Raw genomic sequence first — 20,100 nt, 5'->3', positions numbered from 1 at the left:
TTGCACCTTGAAAACCTCTCCCCCAGACACGCCGACGCGGGAGCAAGCCCCCGCGCGACGGTTCATGCGCACCGACACGCTGGTCGGTGCGCCGGAGCGGAAGCAAGCACGCGGCTTACTTGTTCTCCTTGACCTCTTCGAACTCGGCGTCGACGACATCGTCGCCAGCCTTGTCGTCAGCGCCATCGCCTTGAGCGGCAGCACCAGGCTGCGGTTGCTCAGCGTACATCTTCTGAGCCAGCGGAGTGGACGCCTGGGACAGCGCGTTCATCTTCGCCTCGATCTCGGCCTTGTCGTCGCCTTTCACGGCAACTTCCAGCTCGCCGAGAGCTTTCTCGATGGCAGCCTTCTCATCAGCGGTGGCCTTGTCGCCAGCCTCGGTGACCATCTTGCGAGTCGCGTGGACCAGCGCATCACCCTGGTTGCGGGCAGCGGCCAGTTCCTCGAACTTGCGGTCTTCCTCGGCGTTGGCCTCGGCGTCGCGAACCATCTGCTGGATCTCGTCCTCGGACAGACCGGAGGAAGCCTTGATCACGATGGACTGCTGCTTGCCGGTGGCCTTGTCCTTCGCGCTCACGTGCAGGATGCCGTTGGCGTCGATGTCGAAGGTCACTTCGATCTGCGGCACGCCGCGCGGAGCCGGCGGAATGTCGGCCAGGTCGAACTTGCCGAGCGACTTGTTCTGGCCAGCCTGCTTACGCTCGCCCTGCAGCACGTGAATGGTCACGGCGCCCTGGTTGTCGTCGGCAGTGGAGAACACCTGCGACTTCTTGGTCGGGATGGTGGTGTTCTTGTCGATCAGCGCGGTCATCACGCCGCCCAGGGTTTCGATACCCAGGGTCAGCGGGGTGACGTCGAGCAGCAGCACATCCTTGACGTCGCCAGCCAGCACGGCGCCCTGGATGGCAGCCCCCATGGCCACGGCTTCGTCCGGGTTGACGTCCTTGCGCGCTTCTTTACCAAAGAACTCGGCAACGGTCTTCTGCACCAGCGGCATACGGGTCTGGCCGCCGACCAGGATCACTTCGTCGATCTTCGATACGTCCAGACCAGCATCTTTCAGCGCGACGCGGCACGGCTCGACGGTACGGGCGACCAGGTCTTCCACCAGGGATTCCAGCTTGGCGCGGGACACCTTCACGTTCAGGTGTTTCGGGCCGCTGGCGTCAGCGGTGATGTACGGCAGGTTGACGTCGGTCTGCTGGGTCGAGGACAGCTCGATCTTGGCTTTCTCGGCAGCTTCTTTCAGGCGCTGCATGGCCAGCGGGTCGCCCTTCAGGTCCATGCCGGTTTCTTTCTTGAACTCGTCGACGAGGTAGTCGATCAGGCGCAGGTCGAAGTCTTCACCACCCAGGAAGGTGTCACCGTTGGTGGCCAGCACTTCGAACTGGTGCTCACCGTCGACTTCAGCGATCTCGATCACCGATACGTCGAAGGTACCGCCGCCCAGGTCGTAGACGATGATGGTGTGGTCGCCCTTGGCCTTGTCCAGGCCATAGGCCAGCGCAGCTGCGGTCGGTTCGTTGATGATGCGTTTGACGTCCAGACCGGCGATGCGGCCGGCGTCCTTGGTGGCTTGACGCTGGCTGTCGTTGAAGTAGGCCGGAACGGTGATGACCGCTTCGGTGACCGGCTCGCCCAGGTAATCCTCGGCGGTCTTCTTCATCTTCTTCAGGACTTCAGCCGAAACCTGCGGCGGAGCCATCTTCTGGCCTTTCGCTTCAACCCAGGCGTCGCCGTTGTCAGCCTTGACGATGTTGTACGGCACCATCTTGATGTCTTTCTGCACGACTTCTTCTTCGAAGCGACGGCCGATCAGACGCTTCACTGCGTACAGGGTGTTCTTCGGGTTGGTCACAGCCTGGCGCTTGGCCGGCTGACCTACCAGGATTTCGCCGTCGTTGGCGTAGCCGATGATCGACGGGGTGGTACGAGCGCCCTCGGCGTTCTCGATGACCTTGACGTTACCGTTCTCCAGGATGGACACACAGGAGTTGGTGGTCCCCAGGTCGATACCAATGATTTTGCCCATATTTCACTCTCCAGAAATTAGATTCCGTGCGGGCCCCGCTGCGGGCCTATTGCTCGGTTGAATACCCAGATGGGGACCGGGTGGTGGATTTCAAGCCTTTTCGTCGATCGAAGGCGGAGTCTGTTCGGGTGCCTTGCTGACCACGACCATCGCCGGACGCAGCAGGCGGCCGTGCAGCAGGTAACCCTTCTGGAACACCTTGACCACGCTACCCGGCTCCATGTGCGCGCTTTCCTGCATCGCCATGGCCTGATGGTGCTCGGGGTTGAACGGCTCGCCGTGCGGGTCGACCGGCTCCAGGTTGTAGCGCTTGAGGGTGTCGTGGAACATCTTGAGGGTCAGCTCGATGCCTTCGCGCATCGGCTTGATCGCCTCGTCGTCCGGGTTCGACATTTCCAGCGCGCGCTCCAGGGTGTCGACCACCGGCAGCAGGTCGCCGGAGAACTTCTCCAGGGCGAACTTGTGCGCTTTTTCCACGTCCTGCTCGGCACGCCGGCGGACGTTCTGCAATTCGGCAACCGCACGCAGGCTCTGGTCCTTGGCCGCGGCCAGCTGCTCTTCCAGGTTCTGCACGCGGACGTTCAGGTCTTCGCCGGCACCCTGTTCCGGCTGCTCGTTCATGCGCGAATCCTGGGTCTGTTGTTCGTCAGACATGCCACTCTCCTACCAAAAGAAATAAGCCTTAGAAAACAAAGCGAACCGACGGGTTCGCGGCTCTGCCGGCTATATGGGGGCCAAATCTGCCGCTTCAAGGGTCGGACGGATAATTGCCAGTCAGCGAAAATACTGTATAAATATCCAGAACATTCCACGGAGCCATTCCCATGCTGGTTCACCTGTCCGTACACAACTACGCCATCGTCGAACACCTCGATCTCGAGCTCGCCGCCGGCATGAGCGTGATCACCGGCGAGACCGGTGCGGGCAAGTCGATCATGCTCGACGCCCTCGGCCTGGCCCTTGGCGACCGCGCCGACAGCGGCGTGGTGCGCCCTGGTGCGGACAAGGCGGACATCCTCGCCAGCTTCGACGTCAGCGCCATCGCCGAGGCCCGCGACTGGCTCGCCGAGCGCGACCTGGAGCAGGACGGCCCGTGCATCCTGCGCCGGGTCATCACCGCGGAAGGCCGTTCTCGCGGCTATATAAACGGCAGTCCCTGCCCGCTCGGCGACCTCAAGGCACTGGGCGAGCTGCTCATCGATATCCACAGCCAGCATGAACACCAGTCGCTGCTCAAGGCCGACACCCATCGCCGCCTGCTCGACGAATACGCCGGCAGCCAGGACCTGGCGCGCCAGGTGCAACTGGCCGCGCAGCGCTGGAAGCAGACGCGCCAGGAGCTCGACCGCCTGTCGCGCAGCGGCGATGAGCAGCGCGCCCGCCACCAGTTGCTCAGCTACCAGCTCGACGAACTGGAAAACCTGGCTCTGGGCGAGAACGAACTGGAGTCGCTGGAGGCCGAACACAAGACCCTGAGCAATGCCGGCGCGCTTCTTGGCGCCTGCCGCCAAGTCGTGGACATGTGCAGCGAAAGCGATGCCGGAAACGTGCTTTCGGTCCTGACCGCGAGCCTCCACCGGCTGACCGCCTTCCAGAGCCAGCCGCAGGCGCTGGCCGAAGCCGTCAACCTGCTGTCCAGCGCACAGATCCAGGTCGAGGAAGCGGTCGGCGAGCTGAACCGCTTCGTCGATAACTTCGATGCCGACCCCAATCGTCTGCAGCAACTCGAAGAACGGATGGACAGCATTTACGGGCTGGCACGCAAGCACCGCGTGCAGCCCAGCGAACTGCTCGACCTGCAGCAGCGCCTGCTTGACGAACTGGAAGCGCTCAACGCCGACGACGAAGCCGTGGAGCGCCTGGGCGAGGAGCTGGCCGCCTACGAACGCCACTATCAGGAGAAGGCCGCCGAACTGGGCGCCCTGCGCCGCCAGGCCGCACCGCAACTGGCCACGGCAGTAGAGACGGAAATGCAGCGCCTCGGCATGCCCGGCGGCCGCTTTGCCATCGAACTGAGCGAAACTCCCCATGCCGAACCCCAGGCCAACGGACTGGAGCAACTGGAATTCCTGGTCAGCGCCAACCCCGGGCAGCCGCTCAAGGGCATCGCCAAGGTCGCTTCCGGTGGCGAGCTGTCGCGCATCAGCCTGGCGATCCAGGTCATAACCGCGCAGACCTCGCGCATTCCCACGCTTGTGTTCGACGAAGTCGACGTCGGCATTGGCGGGCCAACGGCGGAAGTCGTTGGCCAGCTTCTGCGTCGCCTGGGCGAGCGCGGCCAGGTACTGACCGTCACCCACCTACCGCAGGTCGCCGCCCAGGGTCACCAGCATTTGTTCGTGCACAAGGATCGCAGCAGCAGCGAAACCCGCACCGCGGTCGCCAACTTGAAGAAGGCCGAACGCATCGAAGAAATCGCCCGAATGCTCGGCGGTGTCGACCTCACCAAGGAGTCGCTGGCGCACGCTCGCAAGATGGTCGATCGGGCGCTGCAAGGCTAAACGCCCCGCCATCATTCACTCGACGCACAAACGAAAACGGCGACCCTTGGGTCGCCGTTTCACGCATCAAACGCGGCTTATTTCTTCTTGCGGATGTACAGGACCAGATTGTGGTCCACCAGCTCGAAGCCGCGCTCCTTGACGATCTCGCGCTGACGCTTCTCGATTTCGGCGTCCATGAACTCGATCACCTCGCCGGTATCGACGCAGACCATGTGGTCGTGGTGGCCGCTGTCGGCCAGCTCGAACACTGCGTGGCCGCCGTCGAAGTTGTGGCGAACCACCAGGCCCGCGGCCTCGAACTGGGTCAGCACGCGGTACACGGTCGCCAGGCCGACGTCCTCACCCGCCTCCATCAACGCCTTGTAGACATCCTCGGCGCTCATGTGGCGCTGCTCGGCGGAATCGAGCATCTGCAGGATCTTGACGCGCGGCAGCGTGACTTTCAGTCCGGCTTTGCGCAGTTCGTTGTTTTCAACCATGTTTGCTTTCTCGGCGCGGAATGCTTCGCAGCATCCTTCAATGCAGGTATGATCGGGGTTTCGTTGCCCAGCCAAGATAGTGGAAGTCACCCCCCGATGCAAAAAGCCAAGCTCACGCTGACCAGTCTCGCATTCGCGATGGGACTTGCCGCACTCGCCGGCTGTTCGTTCCCAGGGGTCTACAAGATCGACATCCAGCAGGGCAACGTCGTGACTCAGGACATGATAGACCAGTTGAAGCCCGGAATGACCCGGCGCCAAGTGCGGTTTATCATGGGCAATCCGCTGATTGTCGACACCTTCCATGCCAACCGCTGGGACTACCTGTACAGCCTGCAGCCCGGTGGCGGTCAACGCTCCCAGGAACGTGTCAGCCTGATGTTCAACGACAGCGACCAGTTGATCGGCCTGAACGGCGACTTCCGCCCGGGCGTCAGCCGCGACGAGGCCATTCTCGGCAAGGAAGCGGCTCCCGGCAATCCGCAGCAACCGACGCAGCAGAAACCCGAGCAGCCCAAGGAAGAACCGGCCAAGCCCGGCTCCGTGGAAGAGCAACTGCAACGCGAAGTCGACGAGGCCAAACCGGTCGCCGTACCGACGCCGCAGCCGCTGGACAAGAATCCGCAGTAATTCGCCTGCGACGAAAAAGCCCGGCCAATGCCGGGCTTTTTCATGCCTGCGCAAAACTCAGGACTTGCTAGCGCGGGCCCGCGCCGCGCGCTGCTTGCGCACTTCCTTGGGATCAGCGATCAGCGGCCGGTACACCTCCACCCGCTCCCCCTCTTCCAATACGCGCTCCTCGGGATTGGCCACAGCCTTGCCGAAGATACCCAGCGGACTCTGCCGCAGGTCCAGCTCGGGAAAGTGTGCAGCGATGCCCGACAGCTCCACCGCTTCGCGCATCTTCGTGCCATAGGGCACGCCCAGACGTAGCAGGCGCTGCCGCTCTGGCAGCGCACAGACCACTTCGATGGCGATGCTGCGGATTTCAGCCATACAGCTGCTTGGCGCGCTGGCAGAAGGCATCGACCATGGTGTTGGCGGCCTGGGTGAACAGCGGACCCAGAGTGGCCTTCACCAGCGCGCCGGCGTAATCGAACGTCAGCTCGAGACTGATCTTGCAGGCCTTGTCGCCAAGCGCCTTGAAGGTCCAGACACCGTGCAGCTCACTGAATGGTCCCTCTTCCAGCTTCATCTCTATGCTCTCGCCGGGGACCAGCGCGTTACGCGTGGTGAAGCGCTGCGACAGGCTGCCCTTGGCGACGCAAAGCTCGGCGCGCATGGCCGTCTCGCTCACCTCGAGCACGGTGCTCGCGGAACACCAGGGCAGGAACTCCGGGTAGCGCGCCACATCGTTCACCAGGTCGTACAGCGCCCGCGCGGGAAATGGCAGGAGGGCCGAACGCTGGATATGCGTGCTCATAAGGTTCTCGCTCATTCAATGAAGGGAAGCCCGCGAACGCCGGGCGACGCGGCTTCCATCGGCAAAAAAACAGCGCGCATTCTCCGAGATTAGCCACGCCCCCTCAAGCGCGCATCCCGCGACGCGGCGAAATCCACGGCACCGATAGCGGCGCGGCCGACGACTCCCTATAATGCGCGGCCTATGGCTAAACAGAAGAAACACCCCGCGGGGACCATCGCGCAGAACAAGAAGGCTCTGCACGACTACTTCATCGAGCAACGCTTCGAAGCGGGCATCGCCCTGTCCGGCTGGGAGGTCAAGAGCCTGCGCGCAGGCAAGGCCCAGTTGGTGGACAGCTACGTCCTGCTCAAGGACGGCGAAGCCTGGCTGCTGGGCAGCCACATCACGCCGCTGACCGCCGCCAGCACCCATGTGATCGCCGACCCCGTGCGCACGCGCAAGCTGCTGCTGCACAAGCGCGAGTTGGGCAAGCTGTTCGGTGCCGTGCAGCAGAAAGGCTATGCCTGCGTCGCCCTGTCCATCTACTGGAAGAAGCACCTGATCAAGTGCGAGATCGCACTGGCCAAGGGCAAGAAGGAGTACGACAAGCGCGACACCGAGAAGGTGCGCGACTCCGATCGCGAGATCCAGCGCGCCATGCGCCACGGCAAGGGCGACTAAGGTCCTGCCTTTCTTACTCGCGAACAGGCTCCGAAGCGGGGCCGTTCGCGAGCAAGCTCGCTCCTGCAGCTTCCGCCTCAGACACCCAGCCTGCGCTGCGCCCTTTGCAGCCGCCGCGCTTCGTCCTGCGCCTCATCGAGCACTTCCTGCACATAGGAAATGTGCCGGTGGGAAATCTCCCGCGCCTCCTCCGCACGCCCCTGCATGATCGCGTCGTACAGCTCGCGGTGCTGGCGCATCAGCTGCTCGCGGGTTTCCGTGCGCTGCGCATACATGCCGCCAATGTTGATCACGACGTTGCGCTTGAGCAGGTCGAACAAGCCGCGGATCGTGTGTAGCAGCACCGCATTGTGGCTCGCCTCGGCGATCGCGAGGTGGAAGCTGGCGTCAGCCGCCCCCTCTTCGCTGCTGACCTTGTCGGTCTGCTGATAACAGCTCTGCAAGCGCTCGAAGGCAGTGGTCAGGCGCTGCTGGTCCACTTCGGTGGCTCGCATCGCGGCGTAGTAGGCGCAGGAGCCCTCCAGGGTATGGCGGAATTCGAGCAGGTCGCGCTGGGCTTCGGGGTTCGCTTCCAGCAGATGCAGCAACGGATCGCTGAAGGTCGAGCCCAGGGCTTCGGCGACATAGTTGCCACCACCCTGACGACTAACTAGAAGCCCCTTGGCCACCAGTTTCTGGATCGCCTCGCGCAGTGACGGCCGCGATACGCCGAACTGCTCGGCCAGCACGCGCTCCGCGGGCAGGCGCTCGCCCGCCTTGAGGGTGCCCTCGAGGATCATCGACTCCAGCCGCTCGACGATGTCGTCCGACAAGCGGCGCTGCCGCACCTGGTTGAAACTCATCTTCCACCTCTTCGGCCGGCGTCACTCGCCGCCCGTGAATACGCAGGCCGGCAGCCTACCCAGCCACCGACGCGACAACAAGGCCGCCAGCGGGCTCCCGACAAAAGTAGTAGCGCGGCAAATTGACAGCCCGCAGGACATGCTTTTACCCTGAGCACCTGCTTTTGTAAATTGGTATTACCAATTTTAGAAAGCATTGCCGAACCCGGTCGTCCGCCTTTTCCGCCTCGCCACAGCGCCGGGTGGCAATCACACGACACGGCAACAGACTCCACACCAAAAACAATTAGGAGCCGCATCAGCATGCAAACCTGGCAGCAGATCTACACGCCGCTCGGCAGCCTCGGGCTGTCCGCACTGGTCGCCGTGGTACCCATCGTCTTCTTCTTCCTCGCGCTGGCCGTGTTCCGCCTCAAGGGGCACATCGCCGGCACCATCACCCTGATCCTCTCGCTCGTCGTCGCCATCGCCGCCTACGGGATGCCCGTCGACAAGGCACTGGGCGCGGCCTTCTATGGCTTCCTCTACGGCCTTTGGCCGATCGCCTGGATCATCGTGGCCGCCGTGTTCCTCTACAAACTCACGGTCAAGAGCGGCCAGTTCGACGTCATCCGCAGCTCGGTGCTGTCGATCACCTCGGACCAGCGCCTGCAGGTGCTGCTGATCGGCTTCTCGTTCGGCGCCTTCCTCGAAGGCGCAGCCGGCTTCGGCGCGCCAGTGGCGATCACCGCCGCCCTGCTCGTCGGTCTCGGCCTGAACCCGCTCTACGCCGCCGGCCTGTGTCTGATCGCCAACACCGCGCCGGTAGCCTTCGGCGCCCTGGGCATCCCGATCATCGTGGCCGGCCAGGTGTCGGGCATCGAAGCGTTCAAGATCGGCGCCATGGCTGGTCGCCAACTGCCGCTGCTGTCGCTGGCGGTCCCGTTCTGGCTGGTGTTCATGATGGATGGCGTGAGAGGCGTGAAGGAAACCTGGCCGGCCGCACTGGTCGCCGGCGGCAGCTTCGCCGTCAGCCAGTACTTCACCTCCAACTTCATCGGCCCGGAGCTGCCGGACATCACCTCCGCGCTGGTCAGCCTGGTGTCGCTGACCCTGTTCCTCAAGGTCTGGCAACCAGCCAACGCCGTGGCAGTGCTCGGCATGTCCGGCGGCGCGGCAGTTGCCGGTGGTAGCGGCAATCCGCGTCCGGAGCCCTCGCCCTACAGCGCCGGTGAAATCCTCAAGGCCTGGTCGCCGTTCCTGGTACTCACCGTCCTGGTGACCATCTGGACGCTGAAGCCGTTCAAGGCAATGTTCCTGCCCGGCGGCGCGCTCTACAGCCTGGTGTTCAACTTCCCGATCCCGGGCCTCGACCAACTGGTGATCAAGGGCGCGCCCATAGTCGCGACCGCCACCGCCATGCCGGCTGTGTTCAAGTTCGACCCGCTGGCCGCAACCGGCACCGCGATCCTGCTCTCGGGGATCGTTTCGATGTTCATCCTGCGCATCGGCGTGAAAATTGGTCTGACCACATTCAAGGAGACCCTGGTCGAGCTGAAGTGGCCGATCCTGTCGATCGGCATGGTGCTGGCCTTCGCCTTCGTCACCAACTTCTCGGGCATGTCCACCACCCTCGCGCTGGTCCTCGCCGGCACCGGCGCGGCCTTCCCGTTCTTCTCGCCGTTCCTCGGCTGGCTGGGCGTGTTCCTGACCGGTTCGGACACCTCGTCCAACGCCCTGTTCGGCGCCCTGCAAGGCACCACCGCGCACCAGATCGGCGTGCACGACACCCTGCTGGTGGCCGCCAACACCACCGGCGGCGTGACCGGCAAGATGATCTCGCCGCAGTCCATCGCCGTGGCCTGCGCGGCGACCGGCATGGTCGGCAAGGAGTCGGACCTGTTCCGCTTCACCCTGAAGCACAGCCTGCTGTTCGCCACGGTGATCGGCGTGATCACCCTGCTCCAGGCCTATGTCTTCACCGGCATGCTGGTTCACTAAGCTGTCTGCTGCCGGGCCGCACGGCCCGGCAGGTTTTTCGTCCCCACCGCCTTCCATCACCGGTGCCCCGCCAGATGATCATTTCCGCCTCCACCGACTACCGCGCCGCCGCCCAACGCAAGCTGCCGCCGTTCCTGTTCCACTACGCCGACGGCGGCGCCTATGCCGAGCACACCCTGCGCCGCAACGTCGCCGACCTGTCCGACATCGCCCTGCGCCAGCGCGTGCTGAAGAACATGGCCGAGCTGAGCCTGGAAACCCGGCTGTTCGACGAGACGCTGAGCATGCCCGTGGCGCTGGCGCCGGTCGGCCTGACCGGCATGTACGCACGCCGCGGGGAAGTGCAGGCAGCGCGCGCGGCGGCGGCGAAGGGCATCCCCTTCACCCTGTCGACCGTCTCGGTGTGCCCGATCGAGGAAGTGGCGCCGGCCATCGACCGGCCGATGTGGTTCCAGCTCTACGTGCTCAAGGACCGCGGCTTCATGCGCAACGCCCTGGAGCGAGCCAAGGCCGCTGGCGTCAGCACCCTGGTGTTCACCGTGGACATGCCGGTGCCCGGCGCCCGCTACCGCGACGCGCACTCCGGCATGAGCGGCCCGAACGCGCCGCTGCGCCGCGTCTGGCAGGCCATGACCCACCCGCAGTGGGCGCTGGACGTCGGCCTGCTCGGCAAGCCGCACGATCTCGGCAACATCTCCAAGTACCGCGGCAATCCCACGGGCCTGGCCGACTACATCGGCTGGCTGGGCGCCAACTTCGACCCGTCGATTTCCTGGAAGGACCTGGAGTGGATCCGCGACTTCTGGGAAGGCCCGATGGTGATCAAGGGCATCCTCGATCCGGAGGATGCGAAGGACGCGGTGAAATTCGGCGCCGACGGCATAGTCGTCTCCAACCACGGCGGCCGCCAGCTCGACGGCGTGCTGTCCAGCGCCCGCGCGCTGCCGGCCATTGCCGATGCGGTGAAGGGCGATCTGAAGATCCTCGCCGACTCGGGCATCCGCAATGGTCTGGACGTGGTGCGCATGATCGCCCTGGGCGCCGACACCGTGCTCATCGGACGCGCCTTCCTCTACGCCCTGGCCACCCACGGCGAAGCGGGCGTGAAGAACCTGCTGGAGCTGTTCGAGAAGGAAATGCGTGTGGCCATGGTGCTGACCGGCGCCAAGTCCATCGGCGAGATCACCCGCGATTCGCTGGTGCGCGAACTGAAAGCCCTGTAGGAACGAGCTCGCTCGCGAACGCCGGTGACTCCGAGGGTTCGCGAGCAAGCTCGCTCCTACGAAGAGAACGTGCCCCTGGCGCGCTCAACCAAAAGAACACCGACGGGCCGTCCAGCGGCCCGCACCGATGATGACTGGAGCCGTGATGAGCCTGCCCGCCGCATTCATCGATACCGTCGAACACCTGATTCCCCGCGAACGCCGCTTCGACGACCCGCTGTCGACCCTGGCCTTCGGAACCGACGCCAGCTTCTACCGGCTGATCCCGAAACTGGTGATCCGCGTCGAGAGCGAAGACGAGGTGCGCACACTGCTGCGCGCCGCCCACGCGCAACAGGTCGCCGTGACCTTCCGCGCCGCCGGCACCAGCCTCTCCGGCCAGGCCGTGAGCGACTCGGTGCTGCTGGTGCTGGGCGATAACTGGAACGGTCGCGACATCCGTGGACAAGGCGAACAGATCCGCCTGCAGCCCGGCGTGATCGGCGCCCAGGCCAACGCGTGGCTGGCCCCCTTCGGCCGCAAGATCGGCCCCGACCCGGCGTCGATCAACGCCTGCAAGATCGGTGGCATCGTCGCCAACAACGCCAGCGGCATGTGCTGCGGCACCGCGCAGAACAGCTACCACACGCTCGCTGGCATGCGCCTGCTGCTGGCCGACGGCACCCTGCTGGATAGCGAGGATGCCGAGAGCGTCGAGGCGTTCAGCGCCAGCCACGGCGAACTGCTGGAGCAACTCGCCGAACTCGGCCGGCAGACCCGCGCCAACACCGAGCTGGCCGCGAAGATCCGCCACAAGTACCGGCTGAAGAACACCACCGGGCTGTCGCTGAATGCACTGGTCGATTACGACGCGCCGCTGGATATCCTCACCCACCTGATGGTCGGCTCCGAGGGCACCCTCGGCTTCATCAGCGCGGTGACCTACGACACGGTGCCCGACCACCCGCACAAGGCCAGCGCGCTGATCGTCTTCCCCGACGTGGAAACCTGCTGCAAGGCCGTGCCGGTGCTCAAGCTGCAGCCGGTGTCCGCCGTCGAGCTGCTCGACCGCCGCAGCCTGCGCTCGGTGGAGAACATGCAGGGAATGCCGGAGTGGGTGAAAAGCCTGTCCGCCAACGCCTGCGCCCTGCTCATCGAATCCCGCGCGGCAACCCAGACGCTGCTGCATGAACAGCTCGCGCAGATCATGGCTTCCATCGCCGAGTTCCCGGTGGAGAAGCAGGTCGACTTCAGCGAAGACCCGGTGGTCTACAACCAGCTCTGGCGCATCCGCAAGGACACCTTCCCGGCGGTCGGCGCGGTGCGCGAAACAGGCACCACGGTCATCATCGAAGACGTCACCTTCCCCGTCGAAAAGCTGGCCGAGGGCGTGAACCGCCTGATCGAGCTGTTCGACAAGCACGGCTACGACGAGGCGATCCTGTTCGGCCATGCGCTGGAGGGGAACCTGCACTTCGTCTTCACCCAGGGCTTCGACTCGCCCGAGCAGGTGGCGCGCTATTCGGCCTTCATGGACGACGTCGCGCACCTGGTCGCCGTCGAATACGGCGGCTCGCTGAAGGCCGAGCACGGCACCGGGCGCAACATGGCGCCCTTCGTCGAGCTGGAATGGGGCCACGACGCCTACCAGCTGATGTGGCAGCTCAAGCGCCTTCTCGACCCGCAGGGCATCCTCAACCCGGGCGTGATCCTCACCGACGACCCGCAGCTGCACCTGAAGAACCTCAAGCCGCTGCCGGCCGCCGACGAGATCGTCGACAAGTGCATCGAGTGCGGCTTCTGCGAGCCGGTCTGTCCGTCCAAGGGGCTGACCCTCAGCCCGCGCCAGCGCATCGTCATGTGGCGCGACATCCAGGCCAAACGCCGCGCCGGCATCGACACCACGCAACTGGAGCGCGACTACCAGTACCAGGGCATCGACACCTGCGCCGCCACCGGCCTGTGCGCCCAGCGCTGCCCGGTGAACATCAACACCGGCGAGTTGGTGAAGAAACTGCGCGGCGAAGAAACCCGCCACCCTGGCACCGCCACCTGGCTGGCCCGCAACTTCGCTACTGCCATGCAGGGCACGCGTTTCATGCTGCATGTCGCCAACGGTGCGCGAATGGTCCTCGGCGCACCCCGCCTGGCAAGCCTCAGCGCGACCATCAGCCACGCGAGCAAGGGACGTGTTCCACAGTGGACGCCCGCCATGCCTCAGCCGGTGCGCCTGCCGCAGCCGCCGCGCGCTATCGACGACAGCCGCCCGCGCGTCGTCTACCTGACCGCCTGCGTGTCCCGCGCCATGGGCCCGGCGGCCGGCGACGAGGAGCAGGTACCGCTGATCGACAAGACCCGCCAACTGCTGGAGAAGGCCGGCTACCAGGTGGTCTTCCCGGACAACGCCGACAACCTCTGCTGCGGCCAGCCGTTCGCCTCCAAGGGCTACAAGCAGCAGGCCGACGACAAACGCGACGAACTGCTTGCCGCGCTGCTGCAGGCCAGTCGCGGCGGGCTCGATCCGATCTACTGCGACACCAGTCCCTGTACCTTGCGTCTGGTCCAGGACCTCGCCGATACCCGGCTGGATATCTACGACCCGGTGAAGTTCATCCGCACCTTCCTGGTCGAGCGCCTGGCGTTCGAGCCGCAGGACAAGCCGGTGGCGGTGCACGTCACCTGCAGCACCCAGCACCTGGGCGAAAGCCAGGCGCTGATCGACCTGGTCGGCCGCTGCACCTCACAGGTGGTGATTCCCGAAGGCATCCACTGCTGCGGCTTCGCCGGCGACAAGGGCTTCACCACGCCGGAGCTCAACGCCCACTCGCTGCGCAGCCTGAAGGACGCGGTGCAGTACTGCGAGGAAGGCGTATCGACCAGCCGAACCTGCGAGATCGGCCTGAGCGCCCACGGCGGAATCGACTACCGCGGGGTGGTCTACCTGGTGGATCGCGTCACCCGCCCAAGGCTGCAGGGCGAATAACCGCGAAGCGGTTATCCGCCGCTTCGCGAACCGCCTTAACCGCCTGTTAACCGACCGCTGCCAGCCTCTGCCGCGAATCCACCGCTGCGGCTATCCTGCTCGGGATTGCCGCGGCGACGCCGCGAGAGAGGACAGAAGATGCGAATCCTGCTGGCTGAAGACGATCCACTGCTGGGCGACGGCATTCGCGCCGGCCTGGGCCTGGAAGGCGACACCGTCGACTGGGTCACCGATGGCGTGGCGGCGGACCAGGCCCTGACCACTGACGAATTCGACCTGCTGGTGCTCGACCTGGGCCTGCCGCGCCGCGACGGCATGGAAGTGCTGCGCGGCCTGCGCAAACGCGGCGACATGACCCCGGTGCTGATCCTCACCGCACGCGACAAGGTCGCCGACCGCGTGGCCGGCCTCGACGCCGGCGCCGACGACTACCTGAGCAAGCCCTTCGACCTCGACGAACTGCTGGCCCGCGTGCGCGCGCTTACCCGCCGCCACACCGGCCGCGCCGTGCCGCATCTGGAACACGGCGACCTGCGCCTGGACCCGGCCACCCACCAGGTCAGCCTCGCCGGCCAGCCGGTGGAACTGGCGCCGCGCGAATACGCCCTGCTTCGCCTGCTGCTGGAACAACGCGGCAAGGTGCTGTCGCGCTCGCGCCTGGTCGAAGCGCTGTATGGCTGGGACGGCGAGCTGGAAAGCAACGCCATCGAAGTCCACGTGCACCACCTGCGGCGCAAGCTCGGCAACGAGCTGATCCGCACCGTGCGCGGCATCGGCTACGGCATCGACCGCCCGAACAAGGACCCTGCTTGAACGTACGCCCACCCCGCGCCGGCTCGCTCAGCCGGCGCCTGCTGCTGTTGCTGATCGGCGGCGTCTCGCTGTGCTGGCTGCTCGCCGGCGCCCTCACCTACCACCTGGCCTCGCGCCAGGTGGACCGTCTCTACGACGAGGACATGATCGACTTCGGCGAGGCGGCGCTGCGCCTGGTCGACGTCGCCGACGACCACCTCACCGGCCAGGGCCGCAACGACCTGATCGCGCGCAGCCGCAAGGCCATCGAGGACCTGCCGCTGGTGCGCCGCGAATCGGCGCTGGGCTATGCCATCTGGTACAACGGCCAGCAGCTCTTCGCCACCAGCGGCCTGCCGCGTGGGGTCGAGTCTCTGGGCAGCGGTTACTCCGACCTCGACCAGGACGGCGTCCACTGGCGCGTGTTGCAACTGAGCACCCGCGACCAGAGCACACGCATCTGGATAGTCGAGAACCTCCACCACCGCAGCCACACCCTGCACCTGCTGCTGCTCAGCTCGCTCTTCCCGCTGCTGCTGGCCTTGCCGCTGCTCGCCCTGCTGGTCTGGCTCGGCGTCAGCAGCGGCCTGGCACCCTTGCGCGGGCTGGCCACGCAGCTCCACCAGCGCGGCGCGCGCAGCCTGCAGCCACTTGCGCTGAGCCGTGCACCGGTGGAAGTGCACAGCCTGGTCAATGCGCTGAACCTGCTGCTGGAACGCCTGGGCAGCGCCATGGAGGCCGAGCGCCGCCTGACCAGCGACGCGGCCCACGAGATCCGCACGCCGCTGGCCAGCCTGCGCACGCATGCGCAGGTGGCACTGCGCTCATCGGACCCGACCGTACTCGCCCACGGCCTGCGTCAGGTCAGCCAGAGCGTCGAGCGCATCACCGCGCTGATGGAGCAGATCCTCCTGCTCGCGCGCCTGGACAACGAGGAGCTGCACGAGACCTTCATCCGCGTCGACCTCGGCCAGCTGAGCGAGGAAACCATCGCCGAACTGGCGCCGCAGGCCATCGCCAAGAACATCGAACTGACCCTGGAGAACCAGGGTGGGACGGTGCTCGGCGTGCCGGTGTGGCTGGGCATCATGCTCGGCAACCTGGTCGGCAACGCCCTGCGCTACACCCCCGAAGGCGGCCAGGTGGAGATCACCCTGGAGCGCCACGGCCAATGGGTCGAGCTGTGGGTACGCGACAGCGGCCCCGGCGTGGCGGCAAGCGAACAGGCGGCGATCTTCACCCGCTTCTACCGCAGCCCAGGAGTGAGCGGCAGCAGCGGCAGCGGCCTGGGCCTGCCCATCGTCAAGCGCGTGGTGGAGATCCACCAGGGCCGCATCAGCCTGCATCCCGGCCTGGGCGGCGCCGGCCTCGGCGTGCGCGTCGAACTACCGTCCGCGCCCTAGCACGGAACCCTGGCGAACTGATAGCGGTCCACCCTTCAAGGCCACGTCGCACTATGCACCGCGGCCTGGGACACGTTCAGCCCGACAGGAGAACCGCCATGAAACGAATCGCCATGATCCTCAGCCTTGCGCTGTTGGCGTCGCCGGTGTTCGCGGCCGACCTGTGCAGCGAGAACCTGCAGAAGATCGACCAGAGCATGCAGACCACGAACCGCAGCGAAACCGTCCAGGAGCAGGCCATGCGCCTGCAGGAAAAAGCCGCCCAGGCCCAACAGGCCGGCAACGACAAAGCCTGCGTCGCCATGACCGAGAAAGCCCTGCGCCTGCTCAAATCCTCTGCATCCAACAGCTGATCCAGCAGCCGCGCCCGACCGCGGGCGCGGCCCATCCATAAGCGCCGCTGAGCGGGCGTCATTCGCGAAACCCCGTTTCATTCCGGCGCCCCTTGCCCTCCCTAAGATGGAGCGATTTCCCCGTAGCCCAAGCGGAATCGCCCATGCCCATCGCCTCCCTGCTGATCGCCAACCGTGGCGAGATCGCCATCCGCATCGCCCGCGCCGCCGCCGAGCTCGGCATGCGCAGCGTCGCCGTGTTCGCCGAGGACGACGCCACCTCGCTGCACACCCGCCAGGCCGACCAGGCCGTCGCCCTGCGCGGTCGTGGCGCCTCGGCCTACCTGGACATGCAGCAGCTGATCGAAGCAGCCCTATCCGCCGGCTGCGATGCGGTGCACCCCGGCTACGGATTCCTCTCCGAGAACGCCGAGTTCGCCCGCCGCTGCGAGGCCGCCGGGTTGCGCTTCGTCGGCCCCGACGCGGATGTGCTCGATCAGCTTGGCGACAAGGCCCGCGCCCGCGCGCTGGCCAGCGAACACGGCATCGCACTGGCTGCCGGAACCAACAGCGCCACCTCGCTGGAAGAGGCCGAACGCTTCTTCGCCCAACTGCCCAGCGGCGCCGGCATGATGATCAAGGCCCTCGCCGGTGGCGGCGGACGCGGTATGCGCGCGGTACGCATGCGCGAGGAAATCGCCGAAGCCTATGCCCGCTGCCAATCCGAGGCCCGCGCAGCCTTCGGCAACGACGCACTCTATGTCGAGCGCCTGATCGAGCGCGCACGGCACATCGAAGTGCAGGTAATTGGCGATGGCAGTGGCCACGTGAGTCACCTGTGGGAACGCGACTGCAGCCTGCAGCGGCGCAACCAGAAACTGCTGGAGATCGCCCCCAGCCCCGGCCTGCATCCGCGTCTACGCGGGGCGATAGTCGCGGCCGCCGTGCGCCTCGCCGAAGTGGTTCACTATCGCGGACTTGGCACCGTCGAATTCCTCCTCGACGAAGACAGCGGCGACTTCCTGTTCATGGAAGCGAACCCGCGCCTGCAGGTGGAACATACGGTCACCGAGGCCGTCACCGGCATCGACCTGGTCCAGGCACAACTGCGCATCGCCGGCGGCGCCAGCCTCGCCGAACTGGGCTTGCTGCAAGCGGATATCCCTGCGCCCAAGGGCTTCGCCATCCAATTGCGGATCAACCTCGAAAACCTCACCGCCGACGGCACCCCGCAACCGGCCAGCGGCGTGCTGCACAGCTACCAGCCGCCCAGCGGCCCGGGCCTGCGCGTGGACGGCTACGGCTACCCCGGCTATCGCACCAGCGCCGGCTACGACTCGCTGCTGGCCAAGCTGATCGTCCACGCGATTGATTATCCACAGGCGCTGCGCCGCGCTTACCGCGCACTCTGCGAGTTCCACCTCGACGGCGTGGCGAACAACATCCCCCTGCTGCTCAACCTGCTGCGCCAGCCGGAGCTGACCGACAACCAGGTACATACCCGCTTCATCGAACAGCACCTGCCGGAGCTGCTGGCGGCTCAAGGCGAAGCCCACCCGCACCGCTGGATCGCCCAGGAGGCCAAAGTGCAGAGCCGCCAAGCGGCGGACGTTCCGCCGGGTTGCGAAGCGCTGAACGCGCCGAGTGCCGGTGTGCTGGTCAGCCTGCTCGCTGCGCCCGGCGACGCCGTGGCCCAGGGCCAGGTGATCGCGGTGGTCGAAGCGATGAAGATGGAATTCGAGATCAAGGCCAGCGCCAGCGGCATCGTCCACAGCCTGGCGGCCACGCCCGGCGACAGCCTCGACGAAGGCGCGCCGCTGCTGTTCATCGAACCCGCCGAAGTGGCCGCGCACAGTGCTGAACAGAGCAACGAACTGGACCTGGACCACATCCGCGCCGACCTCGCCGAAGTCATCGAGCGCCACGCCATCGGCCTCGACGAGCGCCGTGCGGAAGCCATCGCCAAACGCCACGCACAAGGCAAACGCAGCGCGCGGGAAAACCTCGCCGACCTGCTCGACCCCGACAGCTTCATCGAATACGGCGCCCTCGCCATAGCCGCGCAACGCCGCCGGCGCAGCCTGGAGGAGTTGCAGGCGATCAGCCCGGCGGACGGCCTGGTCACAGGCCTGGGTAGCGTCAACGCAGCGCTGTTCGACGAAGAGGCCGCGCGCTGCCTGGCCATCGCCTACGACTACACGGTATTCGCCGGCACCCAGGGCGTGATGAACCACAAGAAGAGCGACCGCATGCTGCAACTCGCCGAGCAGTGGCGCATCCCGCTGGTGCTCTTCGCCGAAGGCGGCGGCGGGCGCCCCGGTGACAGCGATTACCTGGGCGTCGCCGGGCTCGACTGCGCCACCTTCATGGGCATGGCGAAACTCTCCGGGCTGGTGCCGCTGGTGGGCGTGGCGTCCGGTCGCTGCTTCGCCGGCAACGCCGCTTTGCTCGGCTGCTGCGACGTGATCATCGCCACCCGTGACAGCAGCATCGGCATGGCGGGCCCGGCGATGATCGAAGGCGGCGGCCTGGGCCGCTATGCCGCCGAAGAGGTCGGGCCAAGCCACGTGCAGGGCCCGAACGGCGTGATCGACGTGCTGGTGGAAGACGAGGCCGAAGCCACCCGCATCGCCCGCCAGTACCTGTCGTACTTCCAGGGCGAACTGCGCGACTGGCAGTGCGCCGACCAGCGCCTGCTGCGCCACGCCGTGCCGGAGAACCGCCTGCGCGCCTACGACATCCGCCAGGTCATCGCCACCCTTGCCGACGAAGGCTCGGTGCTGGAACTGCGCCGCCAATTCGCACCCGGCATGATCACCGCCCTGGTGCGCATCGAGGGCAAGCCCTTCGGCCTGATCGCCAACAACCCCGCGCACCTGGGCGGCGCCATTGACGCCGTGGCCGGCGACAAGGCCGCGCGCTTCATGCAGCTGTGCGACGCCTTCGACTTGCCGCTGCTTTCGCTGTGCGACACCCCCGGCTTCATGGTCGGCCCCGAAGCGGAGAAGCAGGGCACGGTGCGGCACGTCTCGCGCATGTTCGTCACCGCCGCGAGCCTGAGCGTGCCCTTCTTCACCGTGGTCCTGCGCAAGGGCTACGGCCTGGGCGCCATGGCCATGGCTGCCGGCAGCTTCCACGCCTCGCTGTTCACCATCGCCTGGCCCAGCGGCGAGTTCGGCGCCATGGGCCTGGAAGGCGCGGTACGCCTGGGCTACGCCAAGGAACTGGCCGCCGTGGAGGATCCGCAGGAGCGGCAGAAGCTGTTCGACAAGATGGTCGCCGCCGCCTACCGCAACGGCAAAGGCCTGAACATGGCGAGCTTCCTGGAGATCGACGACGTCATCGACCCGGCCGAGACGCGCCGCTGGCTGCTGCGCGGCCTGGCCTCGGCGCCGAAGCCGGCAAAACGCGAGGGCAAGAAGCGCCCACTCATCGACACATGGTGAAACAACCCCTTGAGCACGC

The 20,100-nt window shown here is 66.0% G+C and carries 16 protein-coding genes; 10 read left to right on the top strand and 6 right to left on the bottom strand.

From position 1 onward, the window contains the following. Positions 1 to 115 precede the first annotated feature (115 nt). Positions 116 to 2,032: a molecular chaperone DnaK gene (gene dnaK, locus ACA097_RS16465; protein ID WP_043255338.1), complete on the bottom strand. Its 1,917-nt coding sequence runs from the start codon at positions 2,030 to 2,032 to the stop codon at positions 116 to 118. A gap of 90 nt (positions 2,033 to 2,122) precedes the next feature. Next, positions 2,123 to 2,686, bottom strand: coding sequence for a nucleotide exchange factor GrpE (gene grpE, locus ACA097_RS16460; RefSeq protein WP_043255340.1), 564 nt, complete (start codon positions 2,684 to 2,686; stop codon positions 2,123 to 2,125). A 170-nt stretch (positions 2,687 to 2,856) separates the two neighbouring features. On the opposite strand from grpE, the gene recN reads away from it, so the two are divergent. Further along, positions 2,857 to 4,533 carry a DNA repair protein RecN gene (gene recN, locus ACA097_RS16455; protein ID WP_160288435.1) on the top strand — a complete coding sequence of 559 codons (1,677 nt, stop codon included), beginning with the start codon at positions 2,857 to 2,859 and terminating at the stop codon, positions 4,531 to 4,533. Positions 4,534 to 4,610: 77 nt separating this feature from the next. Here the strand turns inward: recN and fur are convergent, their stop codons facing one another. Beyond that, on the bottom strand, positions 4,611 to 5,015 hold the full coding sequence (fur, locus tag ACA097_RS16450) for a ferric iron uptake transcriptional regulator (protein WP_043255346.1): 405 nt from the start codon (positions 5,013 to 5,015) through the stop codon (positions 4,611 to 4,613). A 96-nt stretch (positions 5,016 to 5,111) separates the two neighbouring features. Between fur and ACA097_RS16445 the strand changes: the two genes are divergently transcribed. Further along, positions 5,112 to 5,645 (top strand): outer membrane protein assembly factor BamE, encoded by a 534-nt coding sequence (locus ACA097_RS16445; RefSeq protein WP_160288436.1) that lies wholly within the window; start codon positions 5,112 to 5,114, stop codon positions 5,643 to 5,645. A gap of 57 nt (positions 5,646 to 5,702) precedes the next feature. Here ACA097_RS16445 and ACA097_RS16440 read toward each other — a convergent pair whose 3' ends face one another. Next, positions 5,703 to 6,002, bottom strand: coding sequence for an RnfH family protein (locus tag ACA097_RS16440; RefSeq protein WP_371370533.1), 300 nt, complete (start codon positions 6,000 to 6,002; stop codon positions 5,703 to 5,705). Position 6,003: 1 nt separating this feature from the next. After that, on the bottom strand, positions 6,004 to 6,438 hold the full coding sequence (locus ACA097_RS16435) for a type II toxin-antitoxin system RatA family toxin (RefSeq protein WP_043255353.1): 435 nt from the start codon (positions 6,436 to 6,438) through the stop codon (positions 6,004 to 6,006). 183 nt (positions 6,439 to 6,621) lie between these two features. Between ACA097_RS16435 and smpB the strand changes: the two genes are divergently transcribed. Further along, on the top strand, positions 6,622 to 7,101 hold the full coding sequence (gene smpB / locus ACA097_RS16430) for an SsrA-binding protein SmpB (RefSeq protein WP_043255356.1): 480 nt from the start codon (positions 6,622 to 6,624) through the stop codon (positions 7,099 to 7,101). A 77-nt stretch (positions 7,102 to 7,178) separates the two neighbouring features. On the opposite strand, the gene ACA097_RS16425 is transcribed toward smpB, so the two are convergent. Beyond that, entirely contained in the window at positions 7,179 to 7,943 is a 765-nt protein-coding gene (locus ACA097_RS16425) for an FCD domain-containing protein (protein ID WP_371364578.1), read from the bottom strand. Between the two features lie 303 nt (positions 7,944 to 8,246). Here ACA097_RS16425 and ACA097_RS16420 point away from each other — a divergent pair, with 303 nt between their 5' ends. From ACA097_RS16420 to ACA097_RS16390, 7 genes are all read left to right on the top strand, one after another. After that, on the top strand, positions 8,247 to 9,923 hold the full coding sequence (locus ACA097_RS16420) for a lactate permease LctP family transporter (RefSeq protein ID WP_371364576.1): 1,677 nt from the start codon (positions 8,247 to 8,249) through the stop codon (positions 9,921 to 9,923). A 74-nt stretch (positions 9,924 to 9,997) separates the two neighbouring features. Next, positions 9,998 to 11,146: an FMN-dependent L-lactate dehydrogenase LldD gene (gene lldD, locus ACA097_RS16415; RefSeq protein ID WP_160288438.1), complete on the top strand. Its 1,149-nt coding sequence runs from the start codon at positions 9,998 to 10,000 to the stop codon at positions 11,144 to 11,146. 145 nt (positions 11,147 to 11,291) lie between these two features. Then, positions 11,292 to 14,108, top strand: a complete 2,817-nt coding sequence (locus ACA097_RS16410; protein WP_371364574.1) for an FAD-binding and (Fe-S)-binding domain-containing protein — start codon at positions 11,292 to 11,294, stop codon at positions 14,106 to 14,108. Positions 14,109 to 14,246: 138 nt separating this feature from the next. Beyond that, positions 14,247 to 14,921: a response regulator gene (locus ACA097_RS16405; RefSeq protein WP_043255366.1), complete on the top strand. Its 675-nt coding sequence runs from the start codon at positions 14,247 to 14,249 to the stop codon at positions 14,919 to 14,921. After that, complete coding sequence (locus ACA097_RS16400) at positions 14,918 to 16,303, top strand: ATP-binding protein (protein WP_043255367.1); 1,386 nt, start codon at positions 14,918 to 14,920, stop codon at positions 16,301 to 16,303. Before ACA097_RS16405 ends, ACA097_RS16400 begins: the two co-directional genes overlap by 4 nt. A 98-nt stretch (positions 16,304 to 16,401) precedes the next feature. Further along, a complete protein-coding gene (locus ACA097_RS16395; protein ID WP_043255369.1) occupies positions 16,402 to 16,656 on the top strand; it encodes a hypothetical protein in 255 nt (84 codons plus the stop codon). Positions 16,657 to 16,799: 143 nt separating this feature from the next. Next, entirely contained in the window at positions 16,800 to 20,081 is a 3,282-nt protein-coding gene (locus ACA097_RS16390; RefSeq protein ID WP_371364570.1) for a carboxyl transferase domain-containing protein, read from the top strand. Positions 20,082 to 20,100: the final 19 nt, after the last annotated feature.

This window comes from Pseudomonas sp. QL9 (assembly GCF_041409665.1).
Classification (GTDB): domain Bacteria; phylum Pseudomonadota; class Gammaproteobacteria; order Pseudomonadales; family Pseudomonadaceae; genus Pseudomonas; species Pseudomonas knackmussii.
Note: the sequence above shows the minus strand (reverse complement) of the source record. Positions and strands in the feature narration are given on the sequence as shown.